This is a genomic window from Bradyrhizobium sp. I71 (assembly GCF_022354745.1).
Classification (GTDB): domain Bacteria; phylum Pseudomonadota; class Alphaproteobacteria; order Rhizobiales; family Xanthobacteraceae; genus Bradyrhizobium; species Bradyrhizobium liaoningense.
Window position 1 is genome coordinate 6,932,634 of record NZ_CP059398.1, and the last position, 17,591, is coordinate 6,950,224.

A 17,591-nucleotide genomic window follows, 5' to 3' on the forward strand; every position below is an offset into this window, starting at 1 on the left:
GATCATGGCGCTCCTCAATAGGTCGCGCGTCCACCGGAGATGTCGAACACCGCTCCGGTCGAGAACGCGCAATCTTCCGACGCGAGCCAGCTCACCATCGCGGCGAGCTCCTCCACCAGCACGAAGCGCGCTTTCGGGATTTTCGACAGCATGAAGTCGATATGCTGCTGCGTCATCTGGTCGAAGATCGCGGTCTTGGCCGCGGCCGGCGTCACCGCATTCACCAGGATGTCATGTGCGGCCAACTCCTTGCCGAGCGATTTCGTCAGCGCGATCAGGCCGGCCTTGGAGGCCGAATAATGCGCCGCGTTGGGATTGCCTTCCTTGCCGGCGATCGAGGCGATGTTCACGATGCGCCCGTATTTCTGCTTGAGCATAATGGGCACGATGGCCTTGCAGACGATGAAGGGGCCGTCGAGGTTGATGCGCAGCACTTTGCGCCATTCCTCGAGGTCGGTCTCCCAGACCGGCTTGTTGACGCCGGCGATGCCGGCATTGTTGACGAGGATGTCGACCTTGCCGAAGGCGGCGAGCGTGGCGTCGCGCGCCTGCTCGACGGCCGCGGTGTCGGTGACGTCGACCTTGAAGACTTTTGTTTCGCCGCCAATCTCTTTCGCCGTCTTCTCGGCGAGTGCAGCGTCGAAATCCCAGATCGCGACCTTGGCGCCTGACGCGACAAAGCGCTCGGTGATGGCACGGCCAAAGCCCTGAGCGCCGCCCGTGACGATGGCGACGCGGCCGTTGAGATCGATCTTGTTCATGAGATTTGCTCCCGAGCGTCAGAGCATGTAGCCGCCGTCGACGACCAGATCGACGCCGGTGGTGAAGGCGCTCTCGTCGCTGCCGAGATAGACCGCCATGGACGCGATCTCCTCGGCGGTGCCGAGCCGGCCCATCTTCTGGCGGGAGATGAACATCTCCTTGCCCTGCGGCCCCTGGGCTGCCGCGCGGTCGAGCATTGAGGGCGTCTCGACGGTGCCGGGGCAGATCGAATTGCAGCGGATGCCCTTGGTGATGAAGTCGAGCGCGACCGCGCGCGTCAGCAGCGACACCGCCGCCTTCGAGGCGCTGTAGACGTAGCGGTTGGCCGGCGGCCGCAGCGCCGCGCAGGACGAGATGTTGACGATGCTGCCGCCGCCGCCCGCGAGCATGTCGGGCAGGAACGCCTTGATGGTCCGGTGCATCGATTTGACGTTGAGGTCGAACGAAAAGTCGAAATCCTCTTCCGAGCATTCCAGGATGGTGCCGTGGTGCACGAAGCCCGCCGCGTTGAGCAGGATGTCGATCTTGCCGATGCGCTTGGCAAAGGCGTTGACGTCGGCGGTGTTGCGGACGTCGAGCCTGGCGACCTCGGCGATGCCTTCCTTGGTCAGGCTCGCGATTCCGGCCTCGTTGATGTCGGTGGCGATCACGGTTGCGCCTTCGCGCGCGAATGCGATGGCGCATGCGCGCCCGATGCCTGCCGCAGCAGCCGTGACGACGGCGCGCTTGCCCTTGAGGCGGTCTGCCATTTTGCTGTTCTCCTCACCTTGAATTTGGTTGTCAGTGCCGTAGCCCGGATGAGCGCGCGAGCGCGATATCCGGAAGCGGGGTCCCGGGTGTCGCTTCGCTCACCCGGGCTACGCGCACTTGGCCTAGTGATTATCCCGCGCCACGCCAAACGTGCCGGCGACATTCTGATAACGCGTGGCAAGCTCCATGCAGGCACCCGTCGACTGCTGGCCGACGGTGTTGCGGTAGATCTCCTGCCACGGCGTCTGGTTCGGCGGATGCTTGAAGCCGCCATTGGCCCTGAGCTCGGCATGGCGCTTCTTCAGCTCCTCGTCCGAGATCATGATGTTGGCGCTGCCCTTGTTGAGGTCGATACGCACCTTGTCTCCGGTCTTCAGGATCGCAAGACCGCCATTGGCGGCGGCTTCCGGCGAAGCATTGAGGATGGAGGGCGAGCCCGAGGTGCCGGACTGGCGGCCGTCGCCGATGCAGGGCAGGGACAGGATGCCGCGTTTGATCAGCGCCGCCGGCGGCTGCATGTTCACGACTTCGGCGCCGCCGGGATAGCCGATCGGGCCGGTGCCGCGGATGAACAGCACGCAGCGCTCGTCGATGTCGAGCGAGGGATCGTCGATCCGCGCGTGATAGTCCTCCGGACCCTCGAACACGATGGCGCGGCCCTCGAAGGCGTTGAGATCCTTCGGGTTGCTGAGATAGCGGTCGCGGAATTCCTTGGAGATCACGGAGGTCTTCATGATCGCGGAATCGAACAAATTGCCCTTCAGCACCAGGAAGCCGGCATCCTTCACCAGCGGCTTGTCGTACGCCCAGATCACGTCGTTGTCGGGCTCCGGCGCATTCTTGCAGTTCTCGCCGATGCCGCGGCCGTTGACCGTGACCGCATCCTCATGGATGCGCTTGTGCTTCATCAGCTCGCGCACCACCGCCGGCACGCCGCCGGCGCGGTGGAATTCCTCGCCGAGATAGAAGCCGGCCGGCTGCATGTTGACGAGCAGCGGCACGTCGTGGCCGACCTTCTGCCAGTCCTCGATCGAGAGCTCGACGCCGATGTGGCGGGCCAGCGCGTTGATGTGGATCGGCGCGTTGGTCGAGCCGCCGATGGCCGAGTTGATCACGATGCAGTTCTCGAACGCCTTGCGGGTCAGGATGTCCGAGGGCTTCAGGTCTTCCCAGACCATCTCGACGATGCGTTTTCCGGTCTCGTAGGCGATCTGGCCGCGCTCGCGATAGGGGGCGGGGATCGCCGCGCAGCCCGGCAGCGAGAAGCCGAGCGCTTCGGCAAGCCCGTTCATGGTCGAGGCGGTGCCCATCGTGTTGCAGTGGCCGACCGAGGGTGCCGACGAGGCCACGATCTCCATGAACTCTTCATAGTCGATCTCGCCGGCCGCGAGCCGCTCGCGCGATTTCCATACGATGGTGCCGGAGCCGGTGCGCTCGCCATTGTGCCAGCCGTTCAGCATCGGGCCGCCCGACAGCACGATCGCGGGCAGGTTCACGGTGGCCGCCGCCATCATGCAGGCCGGCGTGGTCTTGTCGCAGCCGGTGGTGAGCACGACGCCGTCGAGCGGATAGCCGTAGAGGACCTCGACCAGGCCGAGATAGGCGAGGTTGCGGTCGAGCGCCGCGGTCGGGCGCTTGCCGGTCTCCTGGATCGGGTGGGTCGGGAATTCCATCGCGATGCCGCCGGCTTCGCGGATGCCCTCGCGGACGCGATGGGCGAGCTCGATGTGGTGGCGATTGCAGGGAGAGAGATCGTTGCCGGTCTGGGCGATGCCGATGATCGGCTTGCCGGACTGCAACTCGGCACGGGTGAGGCCGTAATTCAGGTACCGCTCCATGTAGAGCGCGGTCATGCCCGGATTGTGCGGGTTGTTGAACCATTCCTGCGAGCGAAGGTGGCGGCGAGAACCGTTGCTGCCGGCGGCATGCCCATTGGTTGGTTTCTTTGTCATTGGTTTCTCCTGCAATGCAAACGCACTGGCGTCCGTCTCATGGCGTCGGCATGTGCGATGCCCAACGGCGCGAGCGATGATCTGCCTTCCCGGCTGGCGGGTCGTTTCCTCACGATTCCGATACTAGTCGTGGCTACTTGGTAACGCTATCATTTTGTTCACCGCACCCGCGCCGGAAACGGCTGGCCTGCTGTCCGAACGTCGTGCCAACGAGCTTTGACGCTCGATCACCTTGAAGCCGAGATCGAGCACCGGCTGCTCCGGGCGCCGCCCTTCGATCGCGTTGATCAGCATGGTGGCGGCCGTCTTTCCCATCTCGTAGCGGTTGGTGCGGATGCTGGTGAGGGTGGGGACGGCGGAGGCCATGAATTCGAGGTCGTTGAAGCCGACGATCGCGATCTGCCCGGGGACTGCGATCTCCCGGCGCCGGCATTCGAACAGCACGCCGAGCGCGAGGTCGTCATTGGCGCAGAACACCGCATCGATGTCGGGCTCGCGCGCCAGGAGATCGGTGAACAGGGCTCCGCCGAGCGTCACCGAAGTCGGCGTGGCCGTCGTGACGACGAGGCGCTGCTCGAACAGTCCGGCGTCCTTCATGGCCGAGACATATCCGTCCAGCCGCCGCTGCACCCGCGGATCCATGCGCGCACCGACGAAGCCGATCTTGCGGTGACCTTGCTCGAACAGGTGCGCAACCGCCGCGCGGGCTGCATCATAGTGCGAAAAGCCGATCATCATGTCGACCGGATCCGGCCCGATCTCCATGATCTGGACGATCGGGCAGTCCGCGGCTTCCAGCATCGCGCGGGATTCGGCGGTCTGGTCGATGCCGGTGACGATCAGCCCGGCCGGCTTCTGCGCCAGAAACAGGCGCAGCAACTTCTCTTCCTGGAGAATGCTGTAGCGCGTGTTGGACAACTGGATCGAGTAACGGCTGCCCTCTGACGCGTCATAGATGCCGCGCAGCACGTCCGAGAACACGTTATTGGTGAGGGAGGGGATCAATACACCGATGACTTCGGTGCGTTGCGAGGCCAGTGCGCGTGCGGCAAGGTTGGGCACATAGCCGAGCTCCTTGGCGGCGCTCTCGACCCGCGTCCGCTTGGCGACCGACAGGGCCTCCGGATTGCGGAAGAAACGGGACGCGGTGATCGGGCTGACGCCGGCGAGCTCGGCGACTTCGGCCAGCCGGATTTTGCCTGACTTGGTGCGTTTTCGACCCATTTGCTGCTCTTAACACAGTCAGTCCTGCAAACAAAGGAACGTTGACAGCGCTACCAGCAACGACTAACCAAAGACAAATTGCCAAAACCGCACAAACTACCGACAATGTCGCCCGCTAAGATCGGGCTTCGTTCGGTGAAGTCTGAAAAAACAAGACGGTCGCGGCGCGAGAGGCGTCGTGGACTTTCGAGGAGGGAGCTAGATGTCGTCTGTGCAAATCCGCGACGTGCGGAAATCGTTCGGCAATTTTGAAGTCCTGCACGGCGTGACGATTCCGATCGAGGACGGCCAGTTCGTCGTCCTGGTTGGCCCTTCCGGCTGCGGCAAGTCGACGCTTCTGCGCATGCTCGCCGGGCTCGAGAACATCACCTCCGGCACGATCTCGATCGGCGACCGCGTCGTCAACAATGTCCAGCCCAAGGAGCGGGACATTGCGATGGTGTTCCAGAACTACGCGCTCTATCCGCACATGACGGTGGCCGAGAACATGGGCTTCTCGCTGAAGCTGCGCAATGCCAGCTCGGACGAGATCAACAAGCGCGTCAAGCGCGCCGCCGAGATCCTCGCGCTGTCGCCGCTGCTCGACCGCTATCCGCGCCAGCTTTCCGGCGGCCAGCGCCAGCGCGTCGCCATGGGCCGCGCCATCGTGCGCGATCCGCAGGTCTTCCTGTTCGACGAGCCGCTGTCGAACTTGGACGCCAAGCTGCGCGTCGCGATGCGCACCGAGATCAAGGAGCTGCATCAGCGGCTGAAGACCACGACCGTCTACGTCACCCACGATCAGATCGAGGCCATGACCATGGCCGACAAGATCGTCGTCATGCATGACGGCATCGTCGAGCAGATGGGCACGCCGCTCGAGCTCTACGACAAACCCGACAACCAGTTCGTCGCCGGCTTCATCGGCTCGCCCGCGATGAATTTCCTCAAAGGTCATGTTCGCGTCAACGGCGTTGCCACCTTCGAGGGGCCGAACGGCGTCAAGCTGCCGCTCAAGACCGCGCCGGCGGGCTCGGACGGCCGGCCCGCAGTCTACGGTGTGCGGCCGGAGCACTTCACCATCGCCGATGACGGCGCCGAGGCAGAGATCATCGTGGTCGAGCCGACCGGCTCGGAGACGCAAGTGTTCGCCAAGGTCGGCGGCGAGCAGGTCGTCGCGGTCTTCCGCGAGCGTCATCAGTTCAACCCGGGCGACAAGGTGCGGCTGAAGCCCGACCCGTCGCTGGTTCATCTGTTCGACGATGCGACAGGCAAACGCATGAACGCCTAGCGCATCAGACGACAAAGTATAGGACGACAAAAAAAGCATCACAGGGAGGACAACATGCAAGACTTTACCCGCCGGACTCTGCTTCAAGGCGGAACGGCACTGGCTGCGACCGGCATGCTGACTGGGCCGGCGCTGTTCGACTTCGCCAAGGCCTGGGCGCAGAGCGCGCCCTGGAAGGCCGAGCCCGGCGCCAAGCTGACCGTGATGCGATGGAAGCGCTTCGTGCCGCAGGAGGACGAGGCGTTCAACGCGATGGTGGCGGCGTTCAAGGCTGCCACCGGCACCGAGATGAACGTGTTCAGCGAATCCTTCGAGGACGTGCAGCCGAAGGCCTCGGTCGCGGCCAATACCGGCTCCGGGCTCGATCTCGCCTGGGGCCTGCACACGCTGCCGCAGCTCTTCCCCACCAAAGTGCTGAAGATGAACGACGTCGCCGATTATCTCGGCCAGAAATACGGCGGCTGGACCGATGCGGCCGCCAAGACCTGCAAGCTCGGCAATGACTGGCTCGGCATTCCCGTCGCGACCAACGGCGGCTACATGAACTACCGCAAGTCGGCGCTCGATAAGGCTGGCTTCAAGGAATTCCCGAAGGATTTCCCCGGCTTCCTCGAAATGTGCAAGGCCCTGAAGGCCAACAACACGCCGGCCGGCTTCGCGCTCGGGCACGCATCGGGCGACGGCAATTCGTGGCTGCACTGGGTGCTGTGGGGGCACGGCGCCTACACGGTCGACCAGAACGACAAGATCATCATCAATTCGCCGGAGACGGCGAAGGCGCTGGAGTACTGCAAGGCGCTGTACGAGAGCTTCATCCCGGGCACGGCGTCCTGGAACGACTCCTCCAACAACAAGGCATTCCTCGCCGGAGAGCTCTATTGCACGGCGAACGGCATCTCGATCTACGTGGCCGCCAAAACCGACGCGAGCAAGAAGGAGCTTGCCGCGGACACCTATCACGCGCTGTGGCCGGTCGGTCCGGTCGGCAAGCCGACCGAACTGCAGCTCGCTCTGCCGATCCTCGCCTTCAACTTCACCAAATATCCGAACGCGGCGAAGGCCTTCGTCGCCTTCATGCTGGAGAAGGAGAATTACGAGAAGTGGCTGGATGGCGCGCAGGGCTACCTGACCCAGACCTTGAACGCCTACGAGACGGCGCCGATCTGGACGGCGGATCCCAAGAACACCGTGTTCTCGCAGGCCTCCAAGCGCACGCTGCCGGCGTCCGGTATCGGCACGGTCGGCGAGAAGGCGGCGACCGCAATCGCCGATTTCATCGTCGTCGACATGTTCGCCAACTACTGCACCGGCGCCAAGGATACGAAGGGCGCGATGGCGGATGCCGAGCGCCAGCTGAAGCGCATCTATCGCTGACGGTCACGGGGCGGGCGGCCGTCCGGCCGCCCGCTCGTCAACATTTCGATCAGGGATATCGGGCATGGCTGATGTCGCAATTCCCCGGGCCAAGCCTCAGATGAGCGAGGCGAGCGCCTGGACCCAGCTCAAATACAATCGCAACTGGCTCGGCTTCTGGTTCATGGTGCCGGCCATGGCGTTCCTGATCTTCTTCCTGGCCTATCCGCTCGGGCTCGGCATCTGGCTGTCGTTCACGGACACGCGCATCGGCAGGGTCGGGCAGTTCATCGCCACCGAGAACTACGAGTGGCTCTGGGACGACTCCATCTTCTGGCTGTCGGTGTTCAATACGCTGCTCTACACCTTCGTCGCCAGTGCCTTCAAATTCGCGATCGGACTCTATCTCGCGCTGCTGCTCAATGAGCACATGCCCTTCAAGGCGATGCTGCGCGCGATGGTGCTCATCCCCTTCATCGTTCCGACCGTGCTCTCGGCACTCGCCTTCTGGTGGATCTTCGACTCGCAATTTTCGATCATTTCCTGGTCGCTGAAGCAGCTCGGCCTGATCAGCCAGAACATCAACTTCCTCGGCGACACGACCTGGGCGCGGATTTGCGTGATCTTCGCCAATGTCTGGCGCGGCGTGCCGTTCGTCGCGATCACGCTGCTCGCGGGCCTGCAAACCGTCTCGCCCTCGCTCTATGAGGCGGCAACACTCGACGGCGCCACGCGGTGGCAGAATTTCCGTTACATCACCTATCCGCTGCTGACGCCGATCATCGCCGTCGTGATGACCTTCTCTGTGCTCTTCACCTTCACCGACTTCCAGCTGATCTGGGCGATGACCCGTGGCGGCCCCGTCAATGCCACCCATTTGATGGCAACCCTGTCCTATCAGCGCGCGATCATCGCCGGACAGCTGGGCGAGGGGGCCGCGATCTCCAGCGCCATGATCCCGTTCCTGCTCGCCGCGATCATGGTGTCCTGGTTCGGCCTGCAGCGTCGCAAGTGGCAGCAGGGGGAAAGCAATGACTGACCTCCGCGCTGTTTCGGTTTTCTCGCGCGAACGGGGCAAGCCCCGCGCGCTGTCGCAAGCGGCAACAGGGAGAAAGCAATGACTGATCTTCCTGCCTCGAAAGTCGATCTCAAGGCCGTCATATCGGCGCCGTCGCGCGTCGACAACAGCGAGGGCATGAGCTACCTGCAGTCGGTACCGCGCAGGCTCGTGACGCTCTATCTGCCGCTCACGATCATCGTCGTCGTCCTGCTGTTCCCGTTCTACTGGATGGCGCTGACGTCGGTGAAGCCCGACGAGCAGTTGCTCGATCTCGACAAGTACAATCCGTTCTGGACCTGGAATCCCACGTTCAAGCACTTCCACAAGCTGCTGTTCGAGAGCTACTACCCGCATTGGCTCTGGAACACGATGTACGTGGCGATCTGCGCCACGGTGCTCTCGATCGTCGCATCGGTGTTCGCGGCCTACGCCATCGTGCGGTTGCGCTACAAGGGCGCCAATCTCGTCGGGGGGCTGATCTTCCTCGCCTATCTCGTGCCGCCGTCGATCCTGTTTATTCCGCTCGCCACCGTCGTGTATCAGTATGGCCTCTTCGACTCGCCGCTGGCGCTGATCCTGACCTATCCGACGATCCTGATCCCGTTCTCGACCTGGCTGTTGATGGGCTATTTCAAGACCATCCCCTTCGAGCTCGAGGAGTGCGCCCTGATCGACGGGGCGAGCCGCTGGCAGATACTGATCAAGATCGTGGTGCCGCTCGCGATTCCCGGGCTGATCTCGGCCTTCATCTTCTGCTTCACGCTATGCTGGAACGAGTTCATCTATGCGCTGACCTTCCTGCAGTCGACCAGCAACAAGACGGTGCCGGTCGCGATCGTCAACGAGTTCGTGGACGGTGACATCTACCGCTGGGGGTCGTTGATGGCCGGAGCCCTGGCCGGTTCGCTGCCGCTCGTGATCCTTTACGCCTTCTTCGTGGAGCATTATGTGTCGGCGATGACCGGCGCCGTGAAGGAATGATCGCGGGGCTTGCCGAGGGCGCATCAGGAGCGGTGCGCTCCTGCCAATAAGAAGGAGTAGGCTCTTGCACATTCTGGTTCTGGGCGCCGCCGGCATGGTCGGCCGCAAATTCTGTGAACGGCTGTTGCGCGACGGCCGGCTCGGCAAGAGCGACATCACGAAATTGACCATGCATGACGTGGTCGAGCCCAAGAAGCCGGAGAAGGCCGGTTTCCCCGTCGAGACCGTGTCGGGCGATTTCGCCGTGCCGGGCGCGGCCGAGAAGCTGATCGCCGGCCGCCCCGACGTGATCTTCCATCTCGCCGCGATCGTCTCTGGCGAAGCCGAGCTCGATTTCGACAAGGGCTACCGCATCAATCTCGACGGCACGCGGATGCTGCTCGATGCGATCAGGCTCGTCGGCGGCGGCTACAAGCCGCGCGTCGTCTTCACGTCCTCGATCGCGGTGTTCGGCGCCCCGTTCCCGGATGCGATCGGCGACGAGTTCTTCCACACCCCGCTGCTCAGCTACGGCACCCAGAAGGCGATCGGCGAATTGCTGCTCGCCGACTATTCGCGCCGCGGCTTCCTCGACGGCATCGGCATCCGCCTGCCGACCATCTGCATCCGGCCGGGCCTGCCCAACAAGGCGGCATCGGGCTTCTTCTCCAACATCCTGCGCGAGCCGCTTGCCGGCAAGGAAGCGATCCTGCCGGTGTCCGAGGACGTCCGCCACTGGCACGCCACGCCGCGCTCGGCCGTCGGCTTCCTGCTTCACGCCGGCACCATGGATCTTGCCACCGTCGGCCCGCGCCGCAACCTGACCATGCCGGGCCTGTCGGCAACGGTCGGCGAGCAGATCGCGGCCTTGAAGCGCGTCGCCGGCGAGAAGGTCGCCGCCCGTATCAAGCGCGAGCCGGATCCCTTCGTCGTCGGCATCGTCGGCGGCTGGCCGCGCAATTTCGACCCGAAGCGTGCGCGCGAGCTCGGCTTCACCACGGCCGAGAAGACTTTCGACGATATCATCCGCATTCACATCGAAGACGAGCTCGGCGGCAATTTCGTCGCCTGAGACCTCTGACTGAGCGGGTCAAGTGATGGCGAGCGTTGCTTGCATCGGTGAATGCATGGTCGAGCTCAGGCAGGCGCAGGGAGGTGCGTCCGCCGGGCAGGGGGGCGGCCTGTACTCACGCGGCTTCGGCGGTGATACCCTCAACACCGCCGTCTACCTGGCGCGACTCGACGTCAAGGTCGACTATCTCACCGCGCTCGGTGATGACGGTCTCAGCGATGAGATGATCGCGGCCTGGAATGCGGAGGGCGTCGGCACGCGGCGTGTCGTGCGGCTGGCGGGCAAGCTGCCCGGCCTCTACATGATCCAGCTAGATGCGAGGGGCGAGCGGCAGTTCTTCCACTGGCGTGACAGCGCGGCGGCGCGGCAGCTGATGAGCCTGCCGGAAACGGACGAGATCCTCAATTCGCTGATGAGCTACGACGTCGTCTATCTCTCCGCGATCACGCTCTCGATCTACGACGCTCCCGGACGCGAGCGCCTGTTCGCGGCAATCAAGCGCGCGCGCCTGCTCGGTACCCGCTTCGTGTTCGACACCAATTTTCGCGCGCGGGGCTGGCCGGATCGCGACGTCGCCCGCGAGGTCTTTGCCGCAGCCTTCGCGACCGCCGACATCGTGCTGACCTCGACCGAGGACCTGCTCGCGCTCTATCCCGGCGAGAGCCACGACCAGCTGATGGCGCGCATCCCGAGTCCGGAGCTGGTGTTCCGGCTCGCCGAGCCCGTCAGCCTGCTGCGCTTTCCCGGCGGGACCAGCGAGGTTCGCGCCGAACCCATGACGAAGCCGGTCGTCGACACCACCGCCGCAGGCGACAGCTTCGCCGCGGCCTATATCGCGGCGCGGCTCGCCGGTTCCGGTCCGGTCGAGGCCGCCCAGGCCGGACATCGCCTCGCCAGCCTCGTGATCTGCTATCCCGGCGCCATCATTCCGGGCTATGCCATGCCGCCGAAGAAGCGGCACCGGCCGCCGGCCTCTCGCCAGGCAACCAAATGAATCGAGACCTATGACCACGACCGCCCAACAAAATCACCTCGTCGCGCTGTTCAAGGCGGCGACCGTCATTCCCGTCCTCACCATCGAGCGCATCCAGGACGCGGTGCCGCTGGCGCGTGCGCTGGTTGCCGGCGGCGTCCGCACGCTGGAGGTGACCCTGCGCACCGCCGTCGCGATCGAAGCCGCGAGGGCGATGATGGCCGAAGTGCCCGAGGCGGTCGTCGGCATCGGCACGATTCTCAATCCGGCCGACTTCACCCGTGTCGAGAAGCTCGGCGTCGCGTTCGGCATCAGCCCGGGCCTGACACCCGAGCTGCTCAAGGCCGCAACCGACAGCTCCTTGCCGTTCGCGCCGGGCATTGCCACGGCCTCCGAGCTGATGATGGCGCTGTCCTACGGCTTCGACGTCGCAAAATTCTTCCCGGCCGAGCAGGCCGGGGGCATCAAGGGCCTGCGCGCCCTCGGCGGGCCGTTCCCGAACGTGCGGTTCTGCCCCACCGGTGGCGTCGGCGAGGCCAATGCGGCGAGCTGGCTGGCGGAGCCCAACGTGGTTGCGGTCGGCGGCTCCTGGCTGTGCCCGACGGCGGAGATCCGGGCCGGGAACTGGGCCGGCATAACTGCCATCTGCCAGCGCACCGTCCAGGCCCTGAAAGCCGCGTGAAGTCTTGCCATCTCTGGGCTATGACTTAGCTCAGGAAGAGATCCCCAGGGAGAGAACATCATGACCGCCAGCATCGTCGGATGGGCGCATACGCCGTTCGGCAAGTTCGACACCGAAACCGTCGAAAGCCTCATCACCCGCGTGGCCAACGAAGCGCTGGCGGATGCCGGCATTTCGGCTGGCGACGTCGACGAGATCGTGCTTGGCCATTTCAACGCCGGCTTCTCCCCGCAGGATTTTACCGCCTCGCTGGTGCTCCAGGCCGACCCGAAGCTGCGCTTCAAGCCGGCGACCCGCGTCGAGAACGCCTGCGCCACCGGCTCCGCCGCCGTTCACCAGGGCCTGCGCGCGATTGCCGCAGGGGCCGCCAAGATCGTGCTGGTCGTCGGCGTCGAGCAGATGACGCGCACCCCTAGCGCCGAGATCGGCAAGAACCTGCTCAAGGCGTCCTACCTGCCCGAGGACGGCGACACCGTCGGCGGCTTCGCCGGCGTGTTCGGCAAGATTGCCAGCTCCTATTTCCAGAAATATGGCGACCAGTCCGATGCGCTGGCGCTGATCGCGGCCAAGAACCACAAGAACGGCGTCGCCAATCCCTTCGCCCAGATGCGCAAGGATTTTGGCTTCGACTTCTGCCGCGCCGAGAGCGAGAAGAACCCTTACGTCGCAGGCCCCTTGAAGCGCACCGACTGCTCGCTGGTCTCCGATGGCGCCGCGGCGCTGGTGCTGGCCGATGCCGAGACTGCCAAGGGCATGACCAAGTCGATCGGCTTCCGCGCCACCGCGCACGCCCAGGACTTCCTGCCGATGAGCAAGCGCGACATCCTCCAGTTCGAGGGCTGCACGGTCGCCTGGCAGCGCGCCCTGGAAAAGGCCGGCGTGACGCTGTCCGATCTCTCCTTCGTCGAGACCCATGACTGCTTCACGGTCGCCGAGCTGATCGAGTACGAAGCGATGGGCCTGACGCCGAAGGGGCAGGGCGCCCGCGCCATCAAGGAAGGCTGGACGCTCAAGGACGGCAAGCTGCCGGTCAATCCCTCCGGCGGCCTGAAAGCCAAGGGCCATCCGATCGGCGCCACCGGCGTCTCGATGCATGTGATGACCGCGATGCAGCTCGCAGGGCAGGCCCCCGAGGGCATGCAGCTCAAGAATGCCAAGCTCGGCGGCATCTTCAACATGGGCGGTGCGGCCGTCGCCAACTACGTCTCCATCCTGGAGCCGCTGAAGTAGGCTCTCGTAGGGTGGGCAAAGGCGCGTAAGCGCCGTGCCCACCTTTTCCTTGCGTTAGATCATGGTGGGCCCGCTTCGCTTGGCCCACCCTACGGCTCCTGATTGATTGGCGAGACGCGCATCATGAGCAACGACTACGAAGACTCTCTCTCCCTCGACGCACTCAACGACCGCATCGCGATCCTCGAGGACAATATCCGCCAGCTCATCGAGCAGGCCGCGGCCGCCTCGGGCGAGCAGAACGAGTCGCGCATCGCCGACCGGATCAGCCAGCAGAACGAAGAGCTCGACCGGCTCCTGAAGATCCGGGAATCCCGCCAGAAGAAATAGCGGCCGATATCGCCGCCGCGCTGCGCATGCCGCCATACGCCGCCCGCCCTTGCGCGAGCGGCGGCGCTGCCGTTAGCTGGACCGAATTCGCGGGCCGCGTCTTGAGCCTCGCGCAATCGGGAGCGAACGATGGGGCCGCTGAAGGGCATCAAGGTCATCGACATGACCACCGTGCTGATGGGTCCTTATGCGACCCAGATGCTCGGCGATTACGGGGCTGATATCATCAAGGTGGAGTCGCTGGATGGCGACGTCACCCGGCTGATCGGTCCGATGCGACACGCCGGCATGGGCCCGGTGTTTCTCAACACCAACCGTAGCAAGCGCTCGATCTGCCTCGACCTGAAAAAGCCCGCCGGCCGCGAGGCCGTGCTGCGGCTGCTGAAGGACGCCGATGTCCTGGTCTACAACGTCCGCCCGCAGGCCATGGCGCGGCTTCAGCTCGGCTACGATGTCGTGTCCGCCATCAATCCGCGTCTGGTCTATGCCGGCGTGTTCGGTTTCGGTCAGGACGGGCCCTATGCCGCGAAGCCTGCCTATGACGATCTGATCCAGGGCGCCACTGCGCTGCCGTCGCTGATGGCGCAGACCGGCGACGGCGTACCGCGCTACGTGCCGAATGCGCTGGTCGACCGCATCGTCGGCCTCACCGCGGTCGGGGCGATCTGTGCCAGCCTCGTGCACCGCGACCGCACCGGCCGTGGCCAGCGCGTCGACATCCCGATGTTCGAGACCATGGCCGGTTTCGTCATGGGCGATCACATGGGCGGGCTCACCTTCGAGCCGCCGCTCGACAAGGGCGGCTATGCCCGCCACCTCTCGCGCGACCGCAGGCCCTACAAGACCTCGGACGGCTATCTCAGCGTCATCGTCTACAACGACAAGCAGTGGGAGAATTTCTTCAAGGCCACGGGGCGCGACGATCTGCGCGCCGATCCCAAATTCGCGACTTTCGCCGGCCGCGCCGCCAACATCGATGTGGTCTACGCCGAGCTCGCGCGCATCTTCGAGACGCGCACCACGGCCGAGTGGATCGACCTGCTCACCAAGGCCGACGTGCCGGTCATGCCGATGCACGACCTCGCGTCGATCCTGCACGACGAGCATCTGGAGGCGACCGGTTTCTTCCCGGTCGTCACGCATCCGACCGAAGGTCCGATCCGCAGCATGAAGGTGACGGCGACCTGGTCCGAGACCGAGGCCGAGCCGGTGCGCCTGGCGCCGCGGCTCAACGAGCATGGAGCGGAGATCCTGCGCGAGATCGGCTACTCCCAGGACGAGATCGCCGCCATGGTCCGCGATGGTGTCACGCGCGCGGCGCCGGAGTAGGGAGGAAGTGATGGCGCATACTCTCTCATCCGTCATTCCGGGGCGGTCCGGAGGACCGAACCCGGAAGCTCGAGAGTCCGGGTTCGATGCTGACGCATCGCCCCGGAATGACGAGGGGGAGAGAACATGAGCTTCATCACCGGCGTCGGCCTCACGCCGTTCGGCAAGCACGAAGGCTCGTCCTCGCTCGACCTGATGAGCAAGGCCGCCCAAGCCGCGCTCGACGATGCCGGGCTGACACGCTCGGACATCGACGGCATCCTCTGCGGCTACTCCACCGTCTCCCCGCACATCATGCTCGCCACCGTCTTTGCCGAGCATTTCGGGATCCGTCCGTCTTACGCCCATGCCGTGCAGGTCGGTGGCGCCACGGGACTCGCGATGACGATGCTCGCGCACCAGCTCGTCGACGCAGGCGTCGTGCGCCACGTGCTCGTCGTCGCCGGCGAGAACCGCCTCACCGGACAGAGCCGCGATGCCTCGATCCAGGCGCTGGCGCAGGTCGGCCATCCCGACTACGAGGTGCCGCTCGGCCCGACCATTCCCGCCTATTACGGCCTCATCGCAAGCCGCTACATGCATGAATATGGCGTGACCGAAGAGGACCTCGCCGAGTTCGCGGTGTTGATGCGCGCCCACGCCTGCACCCATCCGGGCGCGCAATTTCTCGATCCCATCACGGTCGCCGACGTCATGGCCTCCAAGCCGGTGGCGATGCCGCTCAAGCTGCTCGACTGCTGCCCGGTCTCCGACGGCGGGGCCGCCTTCGTCATCAGCCGCGAGCGGACAGGGAAAGCGGGTGTGCGCATCCGCGGCTGCGCCCAGGCGCATACCCATCAGCATGTCACGGCCGCGCCTGGCCTCAGCGAGCTCGGTGCCGAGATCTCCATCGCGCGCGCCAGGCAGGCGACAGGCCTTGCGATCTCCGACGTACGTTACGCCGCGATCTACGACAGCTTCACCATCACGCTCGCGATGCTGCTGGAAGACCTTGGCCTTGCCGGCCGCGGCGAAGCGGCCGCGCGCGTCCGCGCCGGCCATTTCGGCCGCGACGGTGCCATGCCGCTCAACACTCATGGCGGTCTGCTCAGCTATGGCCATTGCGGCGTCGGCGGCGCCATGGCGCATCTGGTCGAGGCGCATTTGCAGATGACGGGCCGGGCGACGAATCGGCAGGTGCGCGATGCATCCATTGCGCTGCTGCACGGCGACGGCGGCGTGCTGTCGTCGCACGTGAGCATGTTCCTGGAGCGGGTGCGATGAGCGAGCGTCTCGCGGACTGGACCAAGGGCGAAGAGGCGATCACGTTTCAGGCCTGTGGCGCGTGCAGCCATGTGCAGTATTTCCACCGCGCCTTCTGCGCGGCCTGCGGCGCGCCCGATCCGCGTGAGCAGCGCGCCAGCGGCGAGGGAAGGGTCTACGCGACCTCACTGGTCTGCCGCGCCGCCACGCCCGAAACGCGCGCCCACGTGCCCTACAACATCCTGCTGGTCGATTGCGCCGAGGGGTTTCGCATGATGGCGCACGGCGCGAACGATCTCGCCATCGGCGATTCGGTCGTCGCGAGCTTCAAGCCCTTTGCGGGAAAGCTCGTGCCGTTCTTCGCGAAGAGGGCCTAGTGGGATCGTCATTCGGGGGCGGTCATGGGACCGAGCCTGGAACGGGTATTCTGGGCCTGGCCTGTGCGAGGGCCACCCCGGAATGACGAAACTCTACTCTAGCGCCCGTAGAACAAGATGCTGGCGATGACGAGCATCGCCGTCACCGCCAGCATATGCGCAAGCGCTCCCGAGGCCGCCCCCTTGGTGGCTTCCTTCATGCCGTTCTCTCCCTAGACTTGGGCGTGACTCGTCGTTGCGCGGCTAGCGCACCCGACGGCCAATTGTTTTTACTCGGAACACCCCACTCTCGAGTATTCACCGCGATCTGTCCCCACGCGGCGAATATCGACTGTTTCAGGGTCGATCAGCAATGCGGCGGCAATTTGACTCGATGATGTTGCTCCTGCGTCCGCCCGCGAATAGAGTCTGTGGGAACTTATCCCCACAACGACAAAAAGCATCAAAAGCTCAGGGAAAACTTCAGGAAAATCATGGCCCGCATTCAGTACAGCGACCCGTCCAAGGCATCCGACCGCACCCGCGAAATCCTCGACAAGAACCGTCATGCCAACATTTTCCGCATGATGGCGCATTCGCCGAGTTACTTCGAGCAATACTGCCGCTTGGGGGGCGCCATCAGGCACAAGGGCGAGCTCGATCCGATCGTACGCGAGCTCGCGATCACCCGCACCGGAATTTTGTGCGAGGCCCCGTATGAGATCGTCGCGCACAAGCGGATCGGCAAGAATGTCGGCGTCACAGACGAGCAGAACGAGGCGCTGGAGAACTGGCAGGCGGCGTCCTGCTTCAATGAGGTGCAGCGCGCCGCGCTCGCCTTTACCGACGAGGTCGTGAAGCTGAAGAAGCCGACGGACGCGACGTTCAAGGCGATCGCGTCGAAGCTGACGCCGGCCGCTCTGGTCGAATTGCAGCTCTCGGTCGGCTTCTACATCATGACCTCGAAATTCCTGGAGACCTTCGAGATCGATCTCCAGCCTGTCACCGAAGTGGTGGGCTGAATCGACGCAAGCGGCGGGGAATGC

Annotated in this window: 17 protein-coding genes; 13 read left to right on the forward strand and 4 right to left on the reverse strand. The window is 64.6% G+C overall.

Annotated features, from left to right (window positions below):
* Positions 1-14: 14 nt before the first annotated feature.
* From FJV43_RS32835 to FJV43_RS32850, 4 genes are all read right to left on the reverse strand, one after another.
* A complete protein-coding gene (locus tag FJV43_RS32835) occupies positions 15-761 on the reverse strand; it encodes an SDR family NAD(P)-dependent oxidoreductase (RefSeq protein ID WP_239623115.1) in 747 nt (248 codons plus the stop codon).
* Positions 762-779: 18 nt separating this feature from the next.
* Positions 780-1,511 carry an SDR family oxidoreductase gene (locus FJV43_RS32840; RefSeq protein WP_239623116.1) on the reverse strand — a complete coding sequence of 244 codons (732 nt, stop codon included), beginning with the start codon at positions 1,509-1,511 and terminating at the stop codon, positions 780-782.
* Positions 1,512-1,634: 123 nt separating this feature from the next.
* Complete coding sequence (locus FJV43_RS32845) at positions 1,635-3,464, reverse strand: IlvD/Edd family dehydratase (protein ID WP_239623117.1); 1,830 nt, start codon at positions 3,462-3,464, stop codon at positions 1,635-1,637.
* 123 nt (positions 3,465-3,587) lie between these two features.
* Positions 3,588-4,688 carry a LacI family DNA-binding transcriptional regulator gene (locus FJV43_RS32850; RefSeq protein WP_239623118.1) on the reverse strand — a complete coding sequence of 367 codons (1,101 nt, stop codon included), beginning with the start codon at positions 4,686-4,688 and terminating at the stop codon, positions 3,588-3,590.
* A 202-nt stretch (positions 4,689-4,890) separates the two neighbouring features.
* On the opposite strand from FJV43_RS32850, the gene ugpC reads away from it, so the two are divergent.
* The 13 genes from ugpC to FJV43_RS32915 all read left to right on the forward strand — a co-directional run bounded on the left by ugpC (position 4,891) and on the right by FJV43_RS32915 (position 17,567).
* Positions 4,891-5,958: a sn-glycerol-3-phosphate ABC transporter ATP-binding protein UgpC gene (gene ugpC / locus FJV43_RS32855; RefSeq protein WP_028179109.1), complete on the forward strand. Its 1,068-nt coding sequence runs from the start codon at positions 4,891-4,893 to the stop codon at positions 5,956-5,958.
* A 54-nt stretch (positions 5,959-6,012) separates the two neighbouring features.
* Complete coding sequence (locus FJV43_RS32860; RefSeq protein WP_239623119.1) at positions 6,013-7,332, forward strand: ABC transporter substrate-binding protein; 1,320 nt, start codon at positions 6,013-6,015, stop codon at positions 7,330-7,332.
* A gap of 64 nt (positions 7,333-7,396) precedes the next feature.
* A complete protein-coding gene (locus tag FJV43_RS32865) occupies positions 7,397-8,350 on the forward strand; it encodes a sugar ABC transporter permease (RefSeq protein WP_061876805.1) in 954 nt (317 codons plus the stop codon).
* Between the two features lie 78 nt (positions 8,351-8,428).
* Positions 8,429-9,352, forward strand: a complete 924-nt coding sequence (locus FJV43_RS32870) for a carbohydrate ABC transporter permease (RefSeq protein ID WP_239623120.1) — start codon at positions 8,429-8,431, stop codon at positions 9,350-9,352.
* A gap of 64 nt (positions 9,353-9,416) precedes the next feature.
* Positions 9,417-10,403: a D-erythronate dehydrogenase gene (gene denD, locus FJV43_RS32875; protein ID WP_239623121.1), complete on the forward strand. Its 987-nt coding sequence runs from the start codon at positions 9,417-9,419 to the stop codon at positions 10,401-10,403.
* 25 nt (positions 10,404-10,428) lie between these two features.
* The gene (locus FJV43_RS32880) at positions 10,429-11,397 is read left to right on the forward strand and encodes a sugar kinase (protein WP_239623122.1); all 969 of its coding nucleotides are present in this window, start codon (positions 10,429-10,431) and stop codon (positions 11,395-11,397) included.
* A 10-nt stretch (positions 11,398-11,407) separates the two neighbouring features.
* Positions 11,408-12,058 (forward strand): bifunctional 4-hydroxy-2-oxoglutarate aldolase/2-dehydro-3-deoxy-phosphogluconate aldolase, encoded by a 651-nt coding sequence (gene eda / locus FJV43_RS32885; RefSeq protein WP_239623123.1) that lies wholly within the window; start codon positions 11,408-11,410, stop codon positions 12,056-12,058.
* 60 nt (positions 12,059-12,118) lie between these two features.
* A complete protein-coding gene (locus tag FJV43_RS32890) occupies positions 12,119-13,288 on the forward strand; it encodes an acetyl-CoA acetyltransferase (RefSeq protein WP_239623124.1) in 1,170 nt (389 codons plus the stop codon).
* A 123-nt stretch (positions 13,289-13,411) separates the two neighbouring features.
* Complete coding sequence (locus tag FJV43_RS32895; RefSeq protein ID WP_061876799.1) at positions 13,412-13,618, forward strand: hypothetical protein; 207 nt, start codon at positions 13,412-13,414, stop codon at positions 13,616-13,618.
* 129 nt (positions 13,619-13,747) lie between these two features.
* Complete coding sequence (locus tag FJV43_RS32900) at positions 13,748-14,947, forward strand: CoA transferase (protein WP_239623125.1); 1,200 nt, start codon at positions 13,748-13,750, stop codon at positions 14,945-14,947.
* A gap of 126 nt (positions 14,948-15,073) precedes the next feature.
* The gene (locus FJV43_RS32905) at positions 15,074-16,210 is read left to right on the forward strand and encodes a thiolase family protein (protein ID WP_239623126.1); all 1,137 of its coding nucleotides are present in this window, start codon (positions 15,074-15,076) and stop codon (positions 16,208-16,210) included.
* Positions 16,207-16,566, forward strand: a complete 360-nt coding sequence (locus tag FJV43_RS32910; RefSeq protein ID WP_239623127.1) for an OB-fold domain-containing protein — start codon at positions 16,207-16,209, stop codon at positions 16,564-16,566. The genes FJV43_RS32905 and FJV43_RS32910 overlap by 4 nt, the downstream gene beginning before the upstream one ends.
* Before the next feature lie 473 nt (positions 16,567-17,039).
* Positions 17,040-17,567, forward strand: a complete 528-nt coding sequence (locus tag FJV43_RS32915; protein ID WP_131871432.1) for a carboxymuconolactone decarboxylase family protein — start codon at positions 17,040-17,042, stop codon at positions 17,565-17,567.
* Positions 17,568-17,591: the final 24 nt, after the last annotated feature.